The organism is Citrobacter sp. Cb004 (assembly GCF_030337065.1).
Classification (GTDB): Bacteria; Pseudomonadota; Gammaproteobacteria; order Enterobacterales; family Enterobacteriaceae; genus Citrobacter; species Citrobacter braakii.
Map to the genome: position 1 here is coordinate 137,501 of NZ_JAOWCH010000023.1, position 15,399 is coordinate 152,899.

Genomic DNA, 15,399 nt, shown 5'->3' on the forward strand with positions numbered 1-15,399 from the left:
CAAAGGTGTAAGCGATGAATAACACGATTTTTCCGAATAAGTTTAAAGCGGCTCTCGCGGCGCAACAGATTCAGATTGGCTGCTGGTCTGCATTAGCCAGCCCAATCAGTACCGAAGTTTTAGGCCTGGCGGGTTTTGACTGGCTGGTGCTGGACGGCGAACACGCGCCGAACGACATATCGACGTTTATCCCGCAATTGATGGCGCTGAAAGGCAGCGCCAGCGCGCCGGTAGTGCGCGTACCGACCAACGAGCCGGTAATTATCAAACGCCTGCTGGATATCGGATTTTACAACTTCCTGATTCCGTTCGTGGAGACGGAAGAAGAGGCGGTGAACGCCGTGGCGTCGACCCGCTATCCGCCGGAAGGTATTCGCGGCGTGTCCGTATCCCATCGCGCCAATATGTTTGGCACCGTACCGGACTACTTTGCGCAGTCGAATAAGAACATCACCATCATCGTGCAGATCGAAAGTCAGCAGGGCGTCGATAACGTTGACGCAATCGCGGCGACAGAAGGCGTCGACGGGGTCTTCGTCGGCCCAAGCGACCTGGCTGCGGCGTTAGGCCACCTCGGCAATGCGTCACATCCTGATGTGCAGAAAGCTATCCAGCACATTTTTGCCCGCGCGAAAGCACACGGCAAACCAAGCGGCATTCTGGCCCCGGTAGAGGCGGATGCGCGTCGTTATCTGGAGTGGGGCGCGACGTTTGTTGCCGTTGGCAGCGATCTTGGCGTGTTCCGTTCAGCCACGCAAAAATTGGCTGATTCTTTTAAGAAATAACCCCCCTCGACAGTAGAGAGAGATAAAGACATGACAATGAAAGTTGGTTTTATTGGCCTCGGTATTATGGGTAAACCAATGAGTAAAAACCTCCTCAAGGCAGGTTACTCGCTGGTGGTTGCTGACCGTAACCCGGAATCCATTGCGGAAGTGATTGCCGCAGGCGCAGAAACCGCCGCCACGGCGAAAGATATTGCCGAGCAGTGCGATGTGATCATCACCATGCTGCCGAATTCTCCGCATGTGAAAGAAGTGGCGCTGGGAGAGGGCGGCATTATCGAAGGGGCGAAACCGGGGACAGTGCTGATCGACATGAGCTCCATCGCGCCGTTAGCCAGCCGTGAAATCAGCGACGCGCTGAAAGCGAAAGGCGTGGATATGCTGGACGCGCCGGTAAGCGGCGGCGAACCGAAAGCCATCGACGGTACTCTGTCGGTGATGGTTGGCGGTGATAAAGCGATTTTTGACAAATATTACGATCTGCTGAAGGCGATGGCAGGTTCCGTGGTACATACCGGTGACATCGGCGCGGGTAACGTCACCAAGCTGGCGAATCAGGTGATTGTGGCGCTGAACATTGCGGCAATGTCCGAAGCGCTGACGCTGGCGACCAAAGCGGGCGTAAACCCGGATCTGGTGTATCAGGCGATCCGTGGTGGGCTGGCGGGAAGCACCGTACTGGATGCGAAAGCGCCGATGGTTATGGACAGAAACTTTAAGCCGGGTTTCCGTATCGACCTGCATATTAAAGATCTGGCGAACGCGCTGGATACCTCTCATGGCGTTGGCGCTCAGTTACCGCTGACTGCTGCAGTCATGGAGATGATGCAGGCGCTACGCGCTGATGGGCTGGGCACCGCCGATCATAGCGCACTCGCATGCTACTACGAAAAACTGGCGAAAGTGGAAGTCACTCGCTAACAAGAAGGGCGCGGATGCGCGCCCTGTATTTCTTGCCTTGCGCGGCACTGTCAGGCTACATAACTATGAAAATCGTAATTGCCCCAGACTCTTATAAAGAAAGCCTTTCTGCCACCGAGGTAGCTCAGGCAATAGAAAAAGGATTTCGGGAAATTTTCCCCGATGCGCAATATGTTTCTGTCCCGGTTGCCGATGGTGGTGAAGGAACGGTCGAAGCCATGATTGCCGCTACGCAGGGGAGTGAACATTCAGCGTGGGTGACAGGGCCGCTGGGCGAAAAAGTGAATGCCTGCTGGGGCATGTCTGGAGATGGTAAAACCGCGTTTATCGAAATGGCGGCAGCCAGCGGTCTGGCGTTAGTTCCTCCTGAAAAGCGTAACCCGTTAGTCACCACGTCGCGTGGCACCGGGGAGTTGATTTTGCAGGCGCTGGATAGCGGTGCGCAGAGCATCATTATTGGTATTGGCGGTAGTGCGACCAACGACGGCGGCGCGGGTATGGTGCAGGCGCTGGGGGCGAAACTCTGCGACGCCAACGGGACAGAGATTGGCAACGGTGGTGGAAGCCTGGAGAGTCTGAACACCATCGATATAACGGGCCTGGATCCGCGCTTAAAAACCTGCTCAATTCGCGTGGCCTGCGATGTGACCAATCCACTCACCGGCGATACTGGCGCTTCGCGCATTTTTGGCCCGCAGAAAGGGGCGACGGAAGAACGCATTATCGAACTGGACCGCAATCTGTCTCACTATGCCGACATCATTAAAAAATCGCTGCGGGTTGATGTGAAAGACGTTCCTGGCTCAGGTGCGGCAGGCGGAATGGGCGCCGCGTTAATGGCTTTTTTAGGTGCGGAGTTGCGCAGTGGTATTGAGATTGTGACCCAGGCGCTCAATCTGGAAGAGCATATTCATGACTGTACGCTGGTGGTGACCGGAGAAGGGCGGATTGACAGCCAGAGCATTCACGGCAAAGTGCCGGTGGGTGTGGCGAATGTCGCGAAGAAGTACCACAAGCCGGTAATTGGTATTGGCGGTAGCCTGACGCGCGATGTGGAGGTGGTGCATCAATATGGTATCGATGCGGTGTTTAGCGTATTAACCACCATCAGCACGCTGGAAGAGGCCTTTCGTGGGGCATTTGATAATATTTATCGCGCTTCAAGAAACATCGCCGCCACGTTGGCGATAGGAATGCACAGTGCGGGGTGACAATGCCCCGCAAACCCTCTATACTGCGCGCCGAAGCTGACCAGACAGTCGCCGCTTCGTCGTCGTCCTCTTCGGGGGAGACGGGCGGAGGGGAGGAAAGTCCGGGCTCCATAGGGCAGGGTGCCAGGTAACGCCTGGGGGGGAAACCCACGACCAGTGCAACAGAGAGCAAACCGCCGATGGCCCACGCAAGTGGGATCAGGTAAGGGTGAAAGGGTGCGGTAAGAGCGCACCGCGCGGCTGGTAACAGTCCGTGGCACGGTAAACTCCACCCGGAGCAAGGCCAAATAGGGGTTCACAAGGTACGGCCCGTACTGAACCCGGGTAGGCTGCTTGAGCCAGTGAGCGATTGCTGGCCTAGATGAATGACTGTCCACGACAGAACCCGGCTTATCGGTCAGCTTCACCTCTTTAAAAACAATACGTTGGTGTATCTCAGACGCTCAGAAGCTGACATGGGATACACCAACGGTTGCAACATCCCTCATACGCTCCGCCGCAACGACATTTACCTACGTCACGAAGTCAAAAAAATGTGCAGCGATTAAAACATTCGACAGTTCACAAGCCGAATGAATATCAGCGAATTATTCACAACAATAAATATTGTGGAACACAGTTTCATTTTGAGGAAAAACCACTTCTGGAATATGGATGTTATTCGTACAATGGCCGTTCTGGAAGAAATGAATAACATGCAAAAGGACTTATGGCAAAGGGATACATTCTACACATGTACGATCCCACCACCTGTGGTGGCAAGGTTCTGGAGGGAGCGCCAAACAGACGAACCAACGGCACGCCAGTAGCCCGTATGGGCGACAAGGTAACGTGTGGTAAAGACGGCAATACTTATCACATTATTGGTGGAATATCATGGATAACCACCGAGGGGCGTCTGGTTGCGGGTAGTCTGGACAGTTTCAGCAGTTGCCCTTGCAAGGCAAAAATTATTCCGCAAATAATGGTGCAGAGTTATGAATCGCGTAGGGGGACCAGTACCAAGACATCAAACACCGCAGCGCGCGTAGTTGCACAGAGTTCATCTTCATCTTCACCTTCATCTATATCATCAGACTTTCTTACCCCACTTCCTGTTGCGGTTTACGCGAAATCCTGTCTTCGTGGTGAAGGCTGCACCGATGCTGGTACTGAGCAAGAGCGAATCGATAATTTTGGTCATGCAGGCTATTACCGTGCTGCGCCTCAGACAGAACAAACAAAGGAAGAGCCTGTTCAGCACGCGCAGGTAGCAAAGAAACACAAACCAGACGAACCAACCCCACCACTGGAAGATAATCGCCCCTGGTACAAACGTCTCTTCAACTCACCGGACACAACCAAAGCCGCAGCGGCGGCAGGAATAGCGACAACGACCGGGATAACTACGGGTGCAGCGACCGAAGCCGGATATGCAGCATTGCAAAAAATCGGGGGAAATCTTTCTGCTGCTGGCCGTTGGATAGTCCCCAACCCCACCACCGTTTTTCTGTTTGGCATATTCTACTCGCCAAAACTCAACAGCGGCGAACAGGACTACATCGATAAAATGCGGCTTGAGCAGGCCGCACGGAACAAAGAAGTTGTTCCAACGCGCGTTCGCTTTCGCTGGGAAGCAGAGCAAGACGGGATGATAAGGCCGAAAGGTTTTCATGTCAGCGCCGGAGGTGGGCAGGACAAAGTTCCGGTTCGAATGCTTCAGAAGAACAGTACCACCGGGAACTATGAGTTCTGGGAGGATGGCGCAAGTAAGCCAACGATTGTTTGGACACCAGACGATCCTGGGTATGAATCTCCTTCCAATACCGGGAATTGGGACAATGTATACGTCCCTCCGAGTGTGCTGGTTTACCCTGAAAGTGAAATCAACAGCCCGTGGTCAACAGAAACGCCAGCACCGGGAGAACGCCCATTCAGGGATTATATTCTGGTACACCCTGCCGGGACGTTTGACCCGATTTATGTTTATCTTCGCAATCTGCCAGGGCAAGTCACAGGCAAGGGGCAAAAGATTTCTGGCACCTGGTTAGCTGATGCGGGTCAGGGCAACGGCTCGCCTATCCCGTCTCAGATTGCTGATAAACTGCGTGGACGCACCTTCTCCAATTTTGACGACTTCAGGCAGGCTTTCTGGCTGGAGGTCAGCCAAGACCCTGAACTTTCAAAGCAATTCCGAGGTGCGAATGTTCGCCATATGCAGAAAGGAAGAGCGCCAGTAGCTTTTGGTGGTGGCAAAGTTGGGGGGCGCACAAAGTTTGAAATTCATCATATCAAACCAATAGGCGAAGGCGGTGAAGTCTACAATGTCGATAATATGGGCGTTGCAACCCCTAAGCGTCATATAAAAATCCATTCAACAGGGCAGAGGAAATAGTATGACGGATAAGAAACAACTCTCTGATTATACAGAGGGTGATTTTTTGAAGCTGGTAAGCAAAATCTATAATGCTGAAGGAGAGACTGAACAGGAGGATGAGAAAAACATACTAGAATTTATAAGGTTATGCGAGCACCCCGCCGGATCAGACCTCATTTTTTACCCTGAAGACGGGCAGGATGATAGCCCCGAGGGCGTAGTCCAACAGGTCAAAATGTGGCGTAAAGCCAATGGCAAGCCCGGTTTTCGCGATGAGTAAATCCTAATTGCGAGTGAATGGCTGGGCTTTGTCCTGGCCTTTCTTTGTTGTAGTTGGTTCACCACGAATCAGGCCTTTATTTCCCATTCATCTCATCGTTATTTGACCTTTATTTACGCGCTGAACTTCTTTTATCTAAGGCAATGTCTTGCGGGATATTTCATTTTTTGTGATGACTAGCACAAAACGCTGCGCGATACGTTTTTATCGAGAATAATCGAACGCAATCGATCGCCATCACAAAATTACTGGCTGATAAATCGTACAAAACTACTGTTAATGTAATGTTGCATTTGATGGTGTTATGTATGTTTTGGTTTAAATATTAATAAATGCAATGTTTCTTTACAAACAAATAAGGCTAAAAAACGTGATGCATAACGTTATTTGACCACTATAAACGATAAAATATAATTATATTTGATAAGTTGCTTATTAAATTTAAGTGCTGTTTTGCCTGGTAATTACTCTGTAATTGATTGAAATATAGCCTTTCGTGGTTTTAAGAAATAGCAGGAGAAATGGTGTTGTTATAGCCATAAAAAATCGTTATCCCCCCATCTTTTTTTGATTAAAGTCAGGATAAAGTGAGATCGATATTTCATATCTATATGATTATTAAGTGATTTCAATTTAAATAATAGTCTTACAAAATGTAAGTCAAGGGGATTTGTGAGTGGTAGCACATATCCTCGTTCGCTTAATTTGGTACACTTCCTGCCGTCAACAAAGTAATTAGCGCAGGTCGATATGAATACTATTACACTCCCTAAAACACAGCACTTAGTGGTCTTTCAGGAAGTCATTAGAAGTGGTTCTATCGGCTCAGCTGCAAAAGAATTAGGTTTAACTCAACCGGCTGTCAGCAAAATCATTAATGATGTAGAAGCTTATTTCGGTATTGAGTTAGTCGTACGCAAAAATACTGGTGTGACATTAACTCAGGCAGGTCAGGTTATGCTCTCATGGTCTGAATCTATTACCCGTGAAATGAAGAACATGGTTGATGAGATGAACAGCATGACGAGCAATGCGGTCGTTGATGTGTCGTTTGGCTTTCCTTCACTGATTGCCTTCACCATCATGTCCGGCATGATTAAAAAATTCAAAGAAGTGTTCCCGAAAGCGCAGGTTTCCATGTATGAAGCTCAGCTCTCCTCGTTCTTACCTGCGATTCGTGACGGGCGTCTGGACTTCGCGATCGGTACGCTGAGTGATGAGATGAAACTGCACGATCTGCATGTTGAACCGCTCTTTGAGTCAGACTTCATCCTGGTTGCCAGCAAGTCCCGAACATGCACCGGCATCACCTCGCTGAGCGCGTTGAAAAACGAACAGTGGGTGTTGCCACAAACGAATATGGGGTACTACAGTGAACTTCTAACCACGTTACAAAATAATGGCATCAGCAGTGAAAACATCGTTAAAACAGACTCCGTCGTTACGATTTATAATCTTGTTCTCAATGCTGATTTCTTAACAGTAATTCCCTGCGATATGACCACACCATTTGGCTCAAACCAGTTTATTACTATCCCGGTAGAAGAAACCTTACCCGTCGCGCGTTATGCCGCCGTATGGTCGAAAAATTATCGAATTAAAAAAGCAGCATCTATTTTGGTGGAATTAGCCAAAGAGTATTCATCATATAATTGTCGGAGACGAAGGCAATTAATTGAAATTGATTAAAGATTGAATTTGTTTTAACACGAAATCAACGCCATCTGTCTATATCTGACAATGGTCATGGCTATCTATTTACTTTAATACCCTAGTAAGAGGTTCTAATGCACATTACATACGATCTCCCAGTTGCAATTGAAGATATCCTCGAAGCGAAAAAAAGACTGGCGGGGAAAATTTATAAAACGGGAATGCCTCGCTCTAACTATTTTAGTGAACGTTGCAAAGGGGAAATTTTCCTCAAGTTTGAAAATATGCAGCGTACCGGTTCATTTAAAATCCGTGGTGCGTTTAACAAGCTCAGTTCATTAACCGAAGCTGAAAGATGTAAGGGCGTGGTGGCTTGCTCTGCAGGTAACCATGCGCAAGGGGTTTCTCTCTCCTGCGCCATGCTCGGAATCGACGGCAAAGTGGTCATGCCGAAAGGCGCGCCGAAGTCTAAAGTTGCTGCAACCTGCGATTATTCCGCAGAGGTTGTGCTGCACGGCGACAACTTCAACGACACCATCGCTAAGGTTAGCGAGATTGTGGAAACTGAAGGCCGTATCTTTATTCCGCCATATGATGACCCGAAAGTGATTGCTGGTCAGGGCACTATTGGTCTGGAAATTCTGGAAGATCTGTACGATGTCGATAACGTGATTGTGCCAATTGGCGGTGGCGGACTGATTGCTGGTATTGCAGTGGCAATTAAATCTATTAACCCGACTATTAAAATTATTGGCGTACAGTCTGAAAATGTTCATGGCATGGCGGCTTCTTTCCACGCTGGAGAAATAACCACGCACCGAACGACCGGCACCCTGGCGGATGGTTGTGACGTTTCCCGCCCGGGTACTTTAACGTATGAAATTGTTCGTGAGCTGGTGGATGACATTGTCCTGGTCAGCGAAGATGAAATTCGCAACAGCATGGTGGCATTAATTCAGCGAAATAAAGTTGTGACTGAAGGTGCCGGCGCGCTGGCTTGCGCAGCATTATTAAGCGGGAAATTAGATAGCTATATCCAGAACAGAAAAACAGTCAGCATTATTTCTGGCGGTAATATCGACCTTTCTCGTGTATCTCAAATTACTGGTTTAGTTGACGCTTAATATACTTCGTTGAGGATAGGATATGAGTACTACTGATAGCATTGTATCCAGCCAGACAAAACAGTCGTCCTGGCGCAAATCGGACACCACCTGGACACTGGGTTTATTTGGTACAGCCATCGGCGCCGGGGTGCTGTTCTTCCCTATCCGCGCAGGTTTTGGCGGGCTGATCCCCATTCTGATAATGCTGGTGTTAGCATACCCCATCGCCTTCTATTGCCACCGTGCGCTGGCACGCCTGTGTCTTTCCGGTTCTAACCCTTCCGGTAACATCACAGAAACGGTTGAAGAGCACTTTGGTAAAACGGGCGGCGTGGTTATCACGTTCCTCTACTTCTTTGCAATTTGTCCGCTGCTGTGGATTTATGGCGTCACCATTACCAACACCTTTATGACCTTTTGGGAAAACCAGTTGCAGATGCCAGCGTTAAACCGTGGCTTCGTGGCACTGTTCCTGCTGCTGCTGATGGCATTCGTCATCTGGTTTGGTAAGGATCTGATGGTTAAAGTGATGAGCTACCTGGTATGGCCGTTTATTGCCAGCCTGGTGCTGATCTCTCTGTCTCTGATTCCTTACTGGAACTCTGCGGTTATCGATCAGGTTGATCTCAGCAATATCGCTCTGACTGGCCATGACGGCATCCTGGTTACCGTGTGGCTGGGTATTTCCATCATGGTGTTCTCTTTCAACTTCTCACCTATCGTTTCTTCCTTCGTGGTCTCTAAACGTGAAGAGTATGAGAAAGATTACGGTCGCGAATTTACTGAGCAGAAATGTTCAAAAATCATCTCCCGCGCCAGTATGCTGATGGTTGCCGTGGTGATGTTCTTTGCCTTTAGCTGCCTGTTCACGCTCTCTCCGGCAAACATGGCGGATGCGAAAGCGCAGAACATTCCAGTACTGTCTTACCTGGCGAACCACTTCGCTTCACTGTCCGGTTCGAAGTCCACCTTCGCGACCGTTCTGGAGTACGGCGCTTCAATCATCGCACTGGTTGCTATCTTCAAATCTTTCTTCGGCCACTACCTGGGCACGCTGGAAGGTCTGAACGGTCTGGTGCTGAAGTTTGGTTACAAAGGCGATAAAACTAAGGTTTCCGTCGGCAAACTTAACACCATCAGCATGATCTTCATCATGGGCTCCACCTGGGTTGTGGCTTACGCCAACCCGAACATCCTGGACCTGATTGAAGCAATGGGCGCGCCGATTATTGCCTCTCTGCTCTGCCTGCTGCCGATGTATGCCATCCGTAAAGCGCCGTCACTGGCGAAATACCGTGGCCGTCTGGATAACGTGTTTGTTACCGTGATTGGTCTGCTGACTATCCTGAACATTGTCTACAAACTGTTTTAATCCTTAAGCTCAGGATGAGCGGAGTAGTGAAATGAATGAGTTTCCGGTAGTACTGGTTATTAACTGTGGTTCGTCTTCCATTAAATTCTCAGTGCTGGATGCAGCGAACTGTGAAGTTTTAATGGCGGGAATCGCGGACGGTATTAACTCTGAAAATGCGTTCATAGCAATTAATGGAGGTGAGCCAGCTAAGCTGGCTCACCACAGCTACGAAGACGCATTAAAAGCAATCGCCGTTGAACTGGAAAAACGTAATTTAATGGACAGCGTGGCCTTAATTGGCCACCGCATTGCCCACGGTGGAAATATCTTTACCGAATCAGCAATTATTACTGACGACGTTATCGATAATATTCGCCGGGTATCGCCTTTAGCACCGTTACATAATTATGCGAACCTCAGTGGGATTGAATCCGCACAGCACCTTTTCCCAGGCGTGCAGCAGGTTGCGGTATTTGATACCAGCTTCCACCAGACGATGGCCCCTGAGGCCTATCTTTACGGTCTACCGTGGAAATATTTTGAGGAGTTAGGCGTTCGTCGTTATGGCTTCCACGGCACGTCGCACCGCTATGTATCTCAGCGAGCGCATGAGCTTCTTGAGCTGCAGAGTGATGACTCAGGTCTGGTTGTGGCTCACCTGGGGAACGGCGCGTCAATCTGCGCGGTGCGTAACGGGCAGAGCGTTGATACCTCAATGGGCATGACGCCGTTGGAAGGGTTGATGATGGGCACACGCAGCGGTGACGTCGATTTCGGCGCCATGGCGTGGATTGCCAGCGAAACCAACCAGACGCTGAGCGACCTTGAGCGCGTTGTGAATAAAGAGTCCGGTTTACTGGGTATTTCCGGTTTGTCCTCTGACTTACGTACGTTAGAAAAAGCCTGGCACGAGGGACATGAGCGTGCGCAGCTGGCGATTAAAACGTTTGTGCATCGTATCGCGCGCCATATCGCCGGACATGCCGCTTCGCTGCATCGTCTTGATGGGATTATTTTCACCGGTGGAATAGGTGAGAACTCGGTATTAATTCGTCGTCTGGTTATCGAGCATCTCGCCGTTTTAGGGGTGAATATCGACAGCGAGATGAATAGCCTGCCAAATTCCCATGGCGAAAGAATTATCTCTAATAAAGATGCTCGTGTTATTTGTGCGGTTATTCCCACAAATGAAGAGAAAATGATTGCGCGTGATGCCATTGCGTTAGGCAAAATTAATATACCAGTAGAATTTGCATAATTAATTTTCAGCAGAGAGATTATTTTTCATGAAGGTAAATATCGATACCAGCGATATGCTGTATGCCGAAGCCTGGAATGGCTTTAAAGGTACGGACTGGAAAGAAGAAATTAATGTCCGTGATTTTATTCAGCACAACTATACGCCTTATGAAGGGGATGAATCTTTCCTCGCCGAAGCAACGCCAGCGACCACTGCATTGTGGGAAAAAGTCATGGCGGGCATCCGTATTGAAAACTCGACGCACGCGCCGGTTGATTTCGATACCAATATTGCCACCACGATAACCGCACATGATGCGGGTTATATTGCACAAGAACTGGAAAAAATCGTTGGTCTGCAAACGGATAAGCCGCTCAAGCGCGCTCTGCATCCGTTTGGCGGCATCAACATGATCAAGAGCTCTTTTGATGCTTATGGTCGTGAGATGGATGCTGATTTTGAATACCAGTTTACTGAACTGCGTAAAACCCATAACCAGGGCGTATTCGACGCCTACTCTCCGGATATGCTGCGCTGCCGTAAATCCGGCGTGCTGACCGGTCTGCCGGACGGCTATGGCCGTGGTCGTATCATCGGCGACTATCGTCGCGTCGCGTTGTACGGTGTCCGCTACCTGGTACGCGAGCGTGAACTGCAGTTTGCCGATCTCCAGTCGAACCTGGAGTGGGGCCAGAATCTTGAAGCCACGATTCGCCTGCGCGAAGAGCTGTCTGAGCACCGTCGCGCCCTGCTGCAGATGCAGGAAATGGCAGCGAAGTACGGCTGCGATATCTCCCGCCCGGCGCGTAATGCGCAGGAAGCGGTGCAGTGGGTTTACTTTGCTTACCTGGCTGCGGTGAAATCTCAGAACGGCGGCGCAATGTCGCTGGGCCGTACCGCATCGTTCCTCGACATCTACATTGAGCGCGATTTCAAAGCGGGAATTTTAAACGAGCAGCAGGCGCAGGAGCTGATCGACCACTTCATTATGAAGATCCGTATGGTGCGCTTCCTGCGTACGCCGGAATTCGACACCCTGTTCTCAGGCGACCCTATTTGGGCGACTGAAGTTATCGGCGGCATGGGGCTGGATGGCCGCACGCTGGTAACGAAAAACTCGTTCCGCTACCTGCATACGCTGCACACTATGGGACCGGCGCCTGAGCCGAACCTGACGGTGCTGTGGTCTGAAGCGCTGCCGATTGCCTTCAAAAAGTACGCCGCCCAGGTGTCTATCATCACCTCGTCTTTGCAGTATGAAAACGACGATTTGATGCGTGCCGACTTTGACAGCGATGACTATGCCATTGCCTGCTGCGTAAGCCCGATGGTTATCGGCAAACAAATGCAGTTCTTCGGTGCGCGTGCCAACCTCGCCAAAACGTTGCTGTACGCAATCAACGGCGGCGTGGATGAGAAGCTGAAAATTCAGGTTGGGCCGAAAACGGCACCGCTGATGGATGACGTGCTGGATTACGATACGGTGATGGAGAGCCTGGACCACTTTATGGACTGGCTGGCCGTGCAGTACATCAGCGCGCTGAACATCATCCACTATATGCACGACAAGTACAGCTATGAAGCTTCGCTGATGGCGCTGCACGATCGTGATGTCTATCGCACGATGGCTTGTGGTATGGCGGGTCTGTCCGTGGCGGCGGATTCTCTGTCTGCTATCAAATACGCCCGCGTGAAACCGATTCGTGATGAAAACGGTCTGGCTGTCGATTTCGAAATCGAAGGCGACTATCCGCAATACGGCAACAATGACGAGCGAGTAGACAGCATTGCCTGCGACCTGGTCGAACGTTTCATGAAGAAAATTAAGGTGTTGCCAACCTACCGTAACGCGGTGCCGACGCAGTCCATTCTGACCATAACCTCCAACGTGGTGTACGGACAGAAAACCGGTAACACGCCGGACGGACGTCGCGCAGGTACGCCGTTTGCGCCGGGGGCTAACCCGATGCACGGTCGCGATCGTAAGGGCGCGGTTGCGTCGTTAACCTCGGTGGCCAAACTGCCGTTTACCTATGCCAAAGACGGTATCTCGTACACCTTCTCCATTGTGCCGGCTGCACTGGGCAAAGAAGATGGGGTGCGTAAAACCAACCTGGTTGGTCTGCTGGACGGTTACTTCCACCATGAAGCGCATGTGGAAGGTGGGCAGCATCTGAACGTTAACGTTATGAACCGTGAAATGTTGATGGATGCCATTGAGCACCCGGAAAACTATCCGAACCTGACGATCCGCGTGTCTGGCTATGCGGTGCGCTTCAACGCGTTGACCCGTGAACAGCAGCAGGATGTTATTTCACGTACTTTCACCCAGGCGCTCTGACGCCGGAGGGATTATGAGAAAAGTTATTGCAACCGAATGTGCGCCAGGGGCGATTGGGCCTTACGTACAGGGCGTGGACCTGGGCAGCATGGTGTTGACGTCAGGTCAAATCCCGGTGTGTCCACAGACCGGTGAAGTGGCAGAAAACGTGGCCGATCAGGCACGTCAAAGCCTGGAAAACGTGAAAGCGATCGTCGAGTCCGCAGGTTTGAAAGTGAGCGATATCGTGAAGACTACCGTTTTCGTATCCGACCTGAACGACTTCGCCACCATTAACCAGGTGTACCAGCAGTTCTTTGATGAGCATCAGGCTACCTACCCCACGCGCAGTTGCGTACAGGTCGCCCGCTTACCAAAGGATGTGAAGCTGGAGATTGAAGCCATCGCCGTACGTGGCGACACGCTGTAATCCCTTGCGGGGCGATCTCAGGATCGCCCCAATCCTTAATGAGTGTGAAACCTGGTCTTCACTGAACGGCAATCCGAGGGTGTGGATATGATTAGCGCATTCGATATTTTCAAGATTGGCATTGGACCTTCCAGCTCCCATACCGTGGGGCCAATGAACGCAGGTAAAAGCTTTATCGATCTGTTGGTCAGCAGCGGCGAACTCCCCAGAGCCACGCATATTGTGGTCGATCTTTACGGATCGCTTTCCCTGACCGGGAAAGGTCATGCGACAGATGTCGCGATCATGATGGGGCTGGCCGGTAACAGTCCGCAAAACGTTAATATAGACTCAATCGCTGGTTTTACTCAGGAAGTGGCCCGTACCGGACGTTTGCCGGTTGCTGAGGGCGCGCATGTTGTCGATTTCTCTCCAGATGAAAATATTCTCTTTCATACCGAAACGCTGCCGCGCCATGAAAATGGCATGCGTATCACCGCGTGGAACGGCACCGAGAGGCTATTAAGCAAAACCTATTACTCCGTTGGCGGTGGTTTTATCATTGAAGAGGAGCAATTTGGGCAGGTGCATGATGTTGAAGCACACGTGCCCTACAATTTTCATTCCGCCAGCGAACTGCTGAAACTGTGCGAGCGCAATGGGCTGTCTGTTTCCGGCTTGATGATGCAAAACGAGCTGGCGATGCGCAGCAAAGAGGAAATCGATGCTGGCTTTGCCGCCATTTGGGACGTCATGCACGCCGGGATTGAGCGCGGCATGAACACCGAAGGCGTCCTGCCGGGGCCGCTTAACGTTCCGCGTCGCGCCGTGGCATTACGTCGGTTGCTGGTTTCCAGCGATAATCTGTCCAGCGATCCGATGAACGTTATTGACTGGATCAACATGTTCGCGCTGGCCGTGAGCGAAGAAAACGCCGCCGGGTGCCGGGTTGTGACGGCGCCGACCAACGGTGCATGTGGGATTATTCCCGCCGTATTGGCCTATTACGACAAGTTCCGCCGTCCGGTGAATGCGAACTCCATTGCCCGCTATTTGCTGGCCGCGGGGGCGATAGGCGCGCTGTATAAGATGAACGCCTCTATTTCTGGTGCTGAGGTGGGCTGCCAGGGTGAGATTGGCGTAGCCTGTTCAATGGCGGCTGCCGGTCTGACAGAACTGCTGGGCGGTAGCCCGTCGCAGGTCTGTATCGCAGCAGAAATCGCCATGGAGCATAACCTGGGGCTGACCTGCGATCCGGTAGCCGGACAGGTGCAAATACCGTGCATTGAACGTAATGCTATCAACGCAGTAAAAGCCGTCAACGCCGCGCGCATGGCGCTACGTCGAACGTCAGAACCACGTGTTTCGCTCGATAAAGTGATCGAGACCATGTATGAAACGGGCAAAGATATGAACGACAAATACCGTGAAACCTCACGCGGTGGGTTGGCAATTAAAGTGGTTTGTACCTGATGTGAAAAGCCGTGCCTGGTCAGCGCAGCGCTATCCGGCAATGAATTAATCAATATGGCATGATAAAAAGGTGCACGTTAGTGCGTAATGCTTGTCAGTTAACGAGGATGAGTGGCCGTAGCGATAATGGAAAGTGGCACATACGGAGGTAATGAATCTGTTGCCTCCGGCGTATTGCTACGTCCACCTTAGTGATATCACTTCTCTGAGACAATACGACCTGTGAACGTGTTAAGGGTACTATCGCCGTACCCTTAACAATCCCGGCTCCCGGCGGGAAAATTGCCGCTC

12 protein-coding genes and 1 other RNA gene are annotated in these 15,399 nt (G+C 50.8%); all 13 read left to right on the plus strand.

Annotated features, from left to right (window positions below; genetic code table 11):
• The first annotated feature begins 14 nt into the window (after positions 1–14).
• Positions 15–785 carry a 2-dehydro-3-deoxyglucarate aldolase gene (gene garL / locus OGV65_RS00790; protein WP_005131731.1) on the plus strand — a complete coding sequence of 257 codons (771 nt, stop codon included), beginning with the start codon at positions 15–17 and terminating at the stop codon, positions 783–785.
• Positions 786–815: 30 nt separating this feature from the next.
• Positions 816–1,706, plus strand: coding sequence for a 2-hydroxy-3-oxopropionate reductase (gene garR / locus OGV65_RS00795; protein WP_003840019.1), 891 nt, complete (start codon positions 816–818; stop codon positions 1,704–1,706).
• Positions 1,707–1,771: 65 nt separating this feature from the next.
• Positions 1,772–2,917: a glycerate 2-kinase gene (gene garK, locus OGV65_RS00800; protein WP_200047073.1), complete on the plus strand. Its 1,146-nt coding sequence runs from the start codon at positions 1,772–1,774 to the stop codon at positions 2,915–2,917.
• A 32-nt stretch (positions 2,918–2,949) separates the two neighbouring features.
• Positions 2,950–3,326: RNase P RNA component class A (gene rnpB, locus OGV65_RS00805), an RNA gene on the plus strand.
• 324 nt (positions 3,327–3,650) lie between these two features.
• Entirely contained in the window at positions 3,651–5,291 is a 1,641-nt protein-coding gene (locus OGV65_RS00810) for a pyocin-S2/colicin E7-DNase domain-containing protein (RefSeq protein WP_286454500.1), read from the plus strand.
• A 1-nt stretch (position 5,292) separates the two neighbouring features.
• Entirely contained in the window at positions 5,293–5,553 is a 261-nt protein-coding gene (locus OGV65_RS00815) for a bacteriocin immunity protein (protein WP_235117186.1), read from the plus strand.
• A gap of 750 nt (positions 5,554–6,303) precedes the next feature.
• Positions 6,304–7,242 (plus strand): transcriptional regulator TdcA, encoded by a 939-nt coding sequence (gene tdcA, locus OGV65_RS00820; RefSeq protein ID WP_003828596.1) that lies wholly within the window; start codon positions 6,304–6,306, stop codon positions 7,240–7,242.
• A 98-nt stretch (positions 7,243–7,340) separates the two neighbouring features.
• Entirely contained in the window at positions 7,341–8,330 is a 990-nt protein-coding gene (tdcB, locus tag OGV65_RS00825; RefSeq protein ID WP_003828594.1) for a bifunctional threonine ammonia-lyase/L-serine ammonia-lyase TdcB, read from the plus strand.
• 22 nt (positions 8,331–8,352) lie between these two features.
• The gene (gene tdcC / locus OGV65_RS00830; protein ID WP_153689985.1) at positions 8,353–9,684 is read left to right on the plus strand and encodes a threonine/serine transporter TdcC; all 1,332 of its coding nucleotides are present in this window, start codon (positions 8,353–8,355) and stop codon (positions 9,682–9,684) included.
• A gap of 31 nt (positions 9,685–9,715) precedes the next feature.
• A complete protein-coding gene (gene tdcD / locus OGV65_RS00835; RefSeq protein ID WP_016154632.1) occupies positions 9,716–10,924 on the plus strand; it encodes a propionate kinase in 1,209 nt (402 codons plus the stop codon).
• A gap of 28 nt (positions 10,925–10,952) precedes the next feature.
• Complete coding sequence (gene pflB / locus OGV65_RS00840; protein ID WP_279265473.1) at positions 10,953–13,247, plus strand: formate C-acetyltransferase; 2,295 nt, start codon at positions 10,953–10,955, stop codon at positions 13,245–13,247.
• Between the two features lie 13 nt (positions 13,248–13,260).
• Complete coding sequence (locus tag OGV65_RS00845; protein WP_016154630.1) at positions 13,261–13,656, plus strand: enamine/imine deaminase; 396 nt, start codon at positions 13,261–13,263, stop codon at positions 13,654–13,656.
• 87 nt (positions 13,657–13,743) lie between these two features.
• The gene (gene tdcG, locus OGV65_RS00850) at positions 13,744–15,108 is read left to right on the plus strand and encodes an L-serine ammonia-lyase (protein WP_016154629.1); all 1,365 of its coding nucleotides are present in this window, start codon (positions 13,744–13,746) and stop codon (positions 15,106–15,108) included.
• The last annotated feature ends 291 nt before the right edge of the window (positions 15,109–15,399 follow it).

Bases quoted from the DNA above. Each gene is read 5' to 3' on its own strand.
- tdcG (WP_016154629.1), top strand. From the start codon at position 13,744: ATGATTAGCGCATTCGATATTTTCAAGATTGGCATTGGACCTTCCAGC.
- pflB (WP_279265473.1), top strand. From the start codon at position 10,953: ATGAAGGTAAATATCGATACCAGCGATATGCTGTATGCCGAAGCCTGG.
- tdcA (WP_003828596.1), top strand. From the start codon at position 6,304: ATGAATACTATTACACTCCCTAAAACACAGCACTTAGTGGTCTTTCAG.
- garL (WP_005131731.1), top strand. From the start codon at position 15: ATGAATAACACGATTTTTCCGAATAAGTTTAAAGCGGCTCTCGCGGCG.
- OGV65_RS00845 (WP_016154630.1), top strand. From the start codon at position 13,261: ATGAGAAAAGTTATTGCAACCGAATGTGCGCCAGGGGCGATTGGGCCT.
- garR (WP_003840019.1), top strand. From the start codon at position 816: ATGACAATGAAAGTTGGTTTTATTGGCCTCGGTATTATGGGTAAACCA.
- tdcD (WP_016154632.1), top strand. From the start codon at position 9,716: ATGAATGAGTTTCCGGTAGTACTGGTTATTAACTGTGGTTCGTCTTCC.
- tdcB (WP_003828594.1), top strand. From the start codon at position 7,341: ATGCACATTACATACGATCTCCCAGTTGCAATTGAAGATATCCTCGAA.
- tdcC (WP_153689985.1), top strand. From the start codon at position 8,353: ATGAGTACTACTGATAGCATTGTATCCAGCCAGACAAAACAGTCGTCC.
- OGV65_RS00815 (WP_235117186.1), top strand. From the start codon at position 5,293: ATGACGGATAAGAAACAACTCTCTGATTATACAGAGGGTGATTTTTTG.
- garK (WP_200047073.1), top strand. From the start codon at position 1,772: ATGAAAATCGTAATTGCCCCAGACTCTTATAAAGAAAGCCTTTCTGCC.
- OGV65_RS00810 (WP_286454500.1), top strand. From the start codon at position 3,651: ATGTACGATCCCACCACCTGTGGTGGCAAGGTTCTGGAGGGAGCGCCA.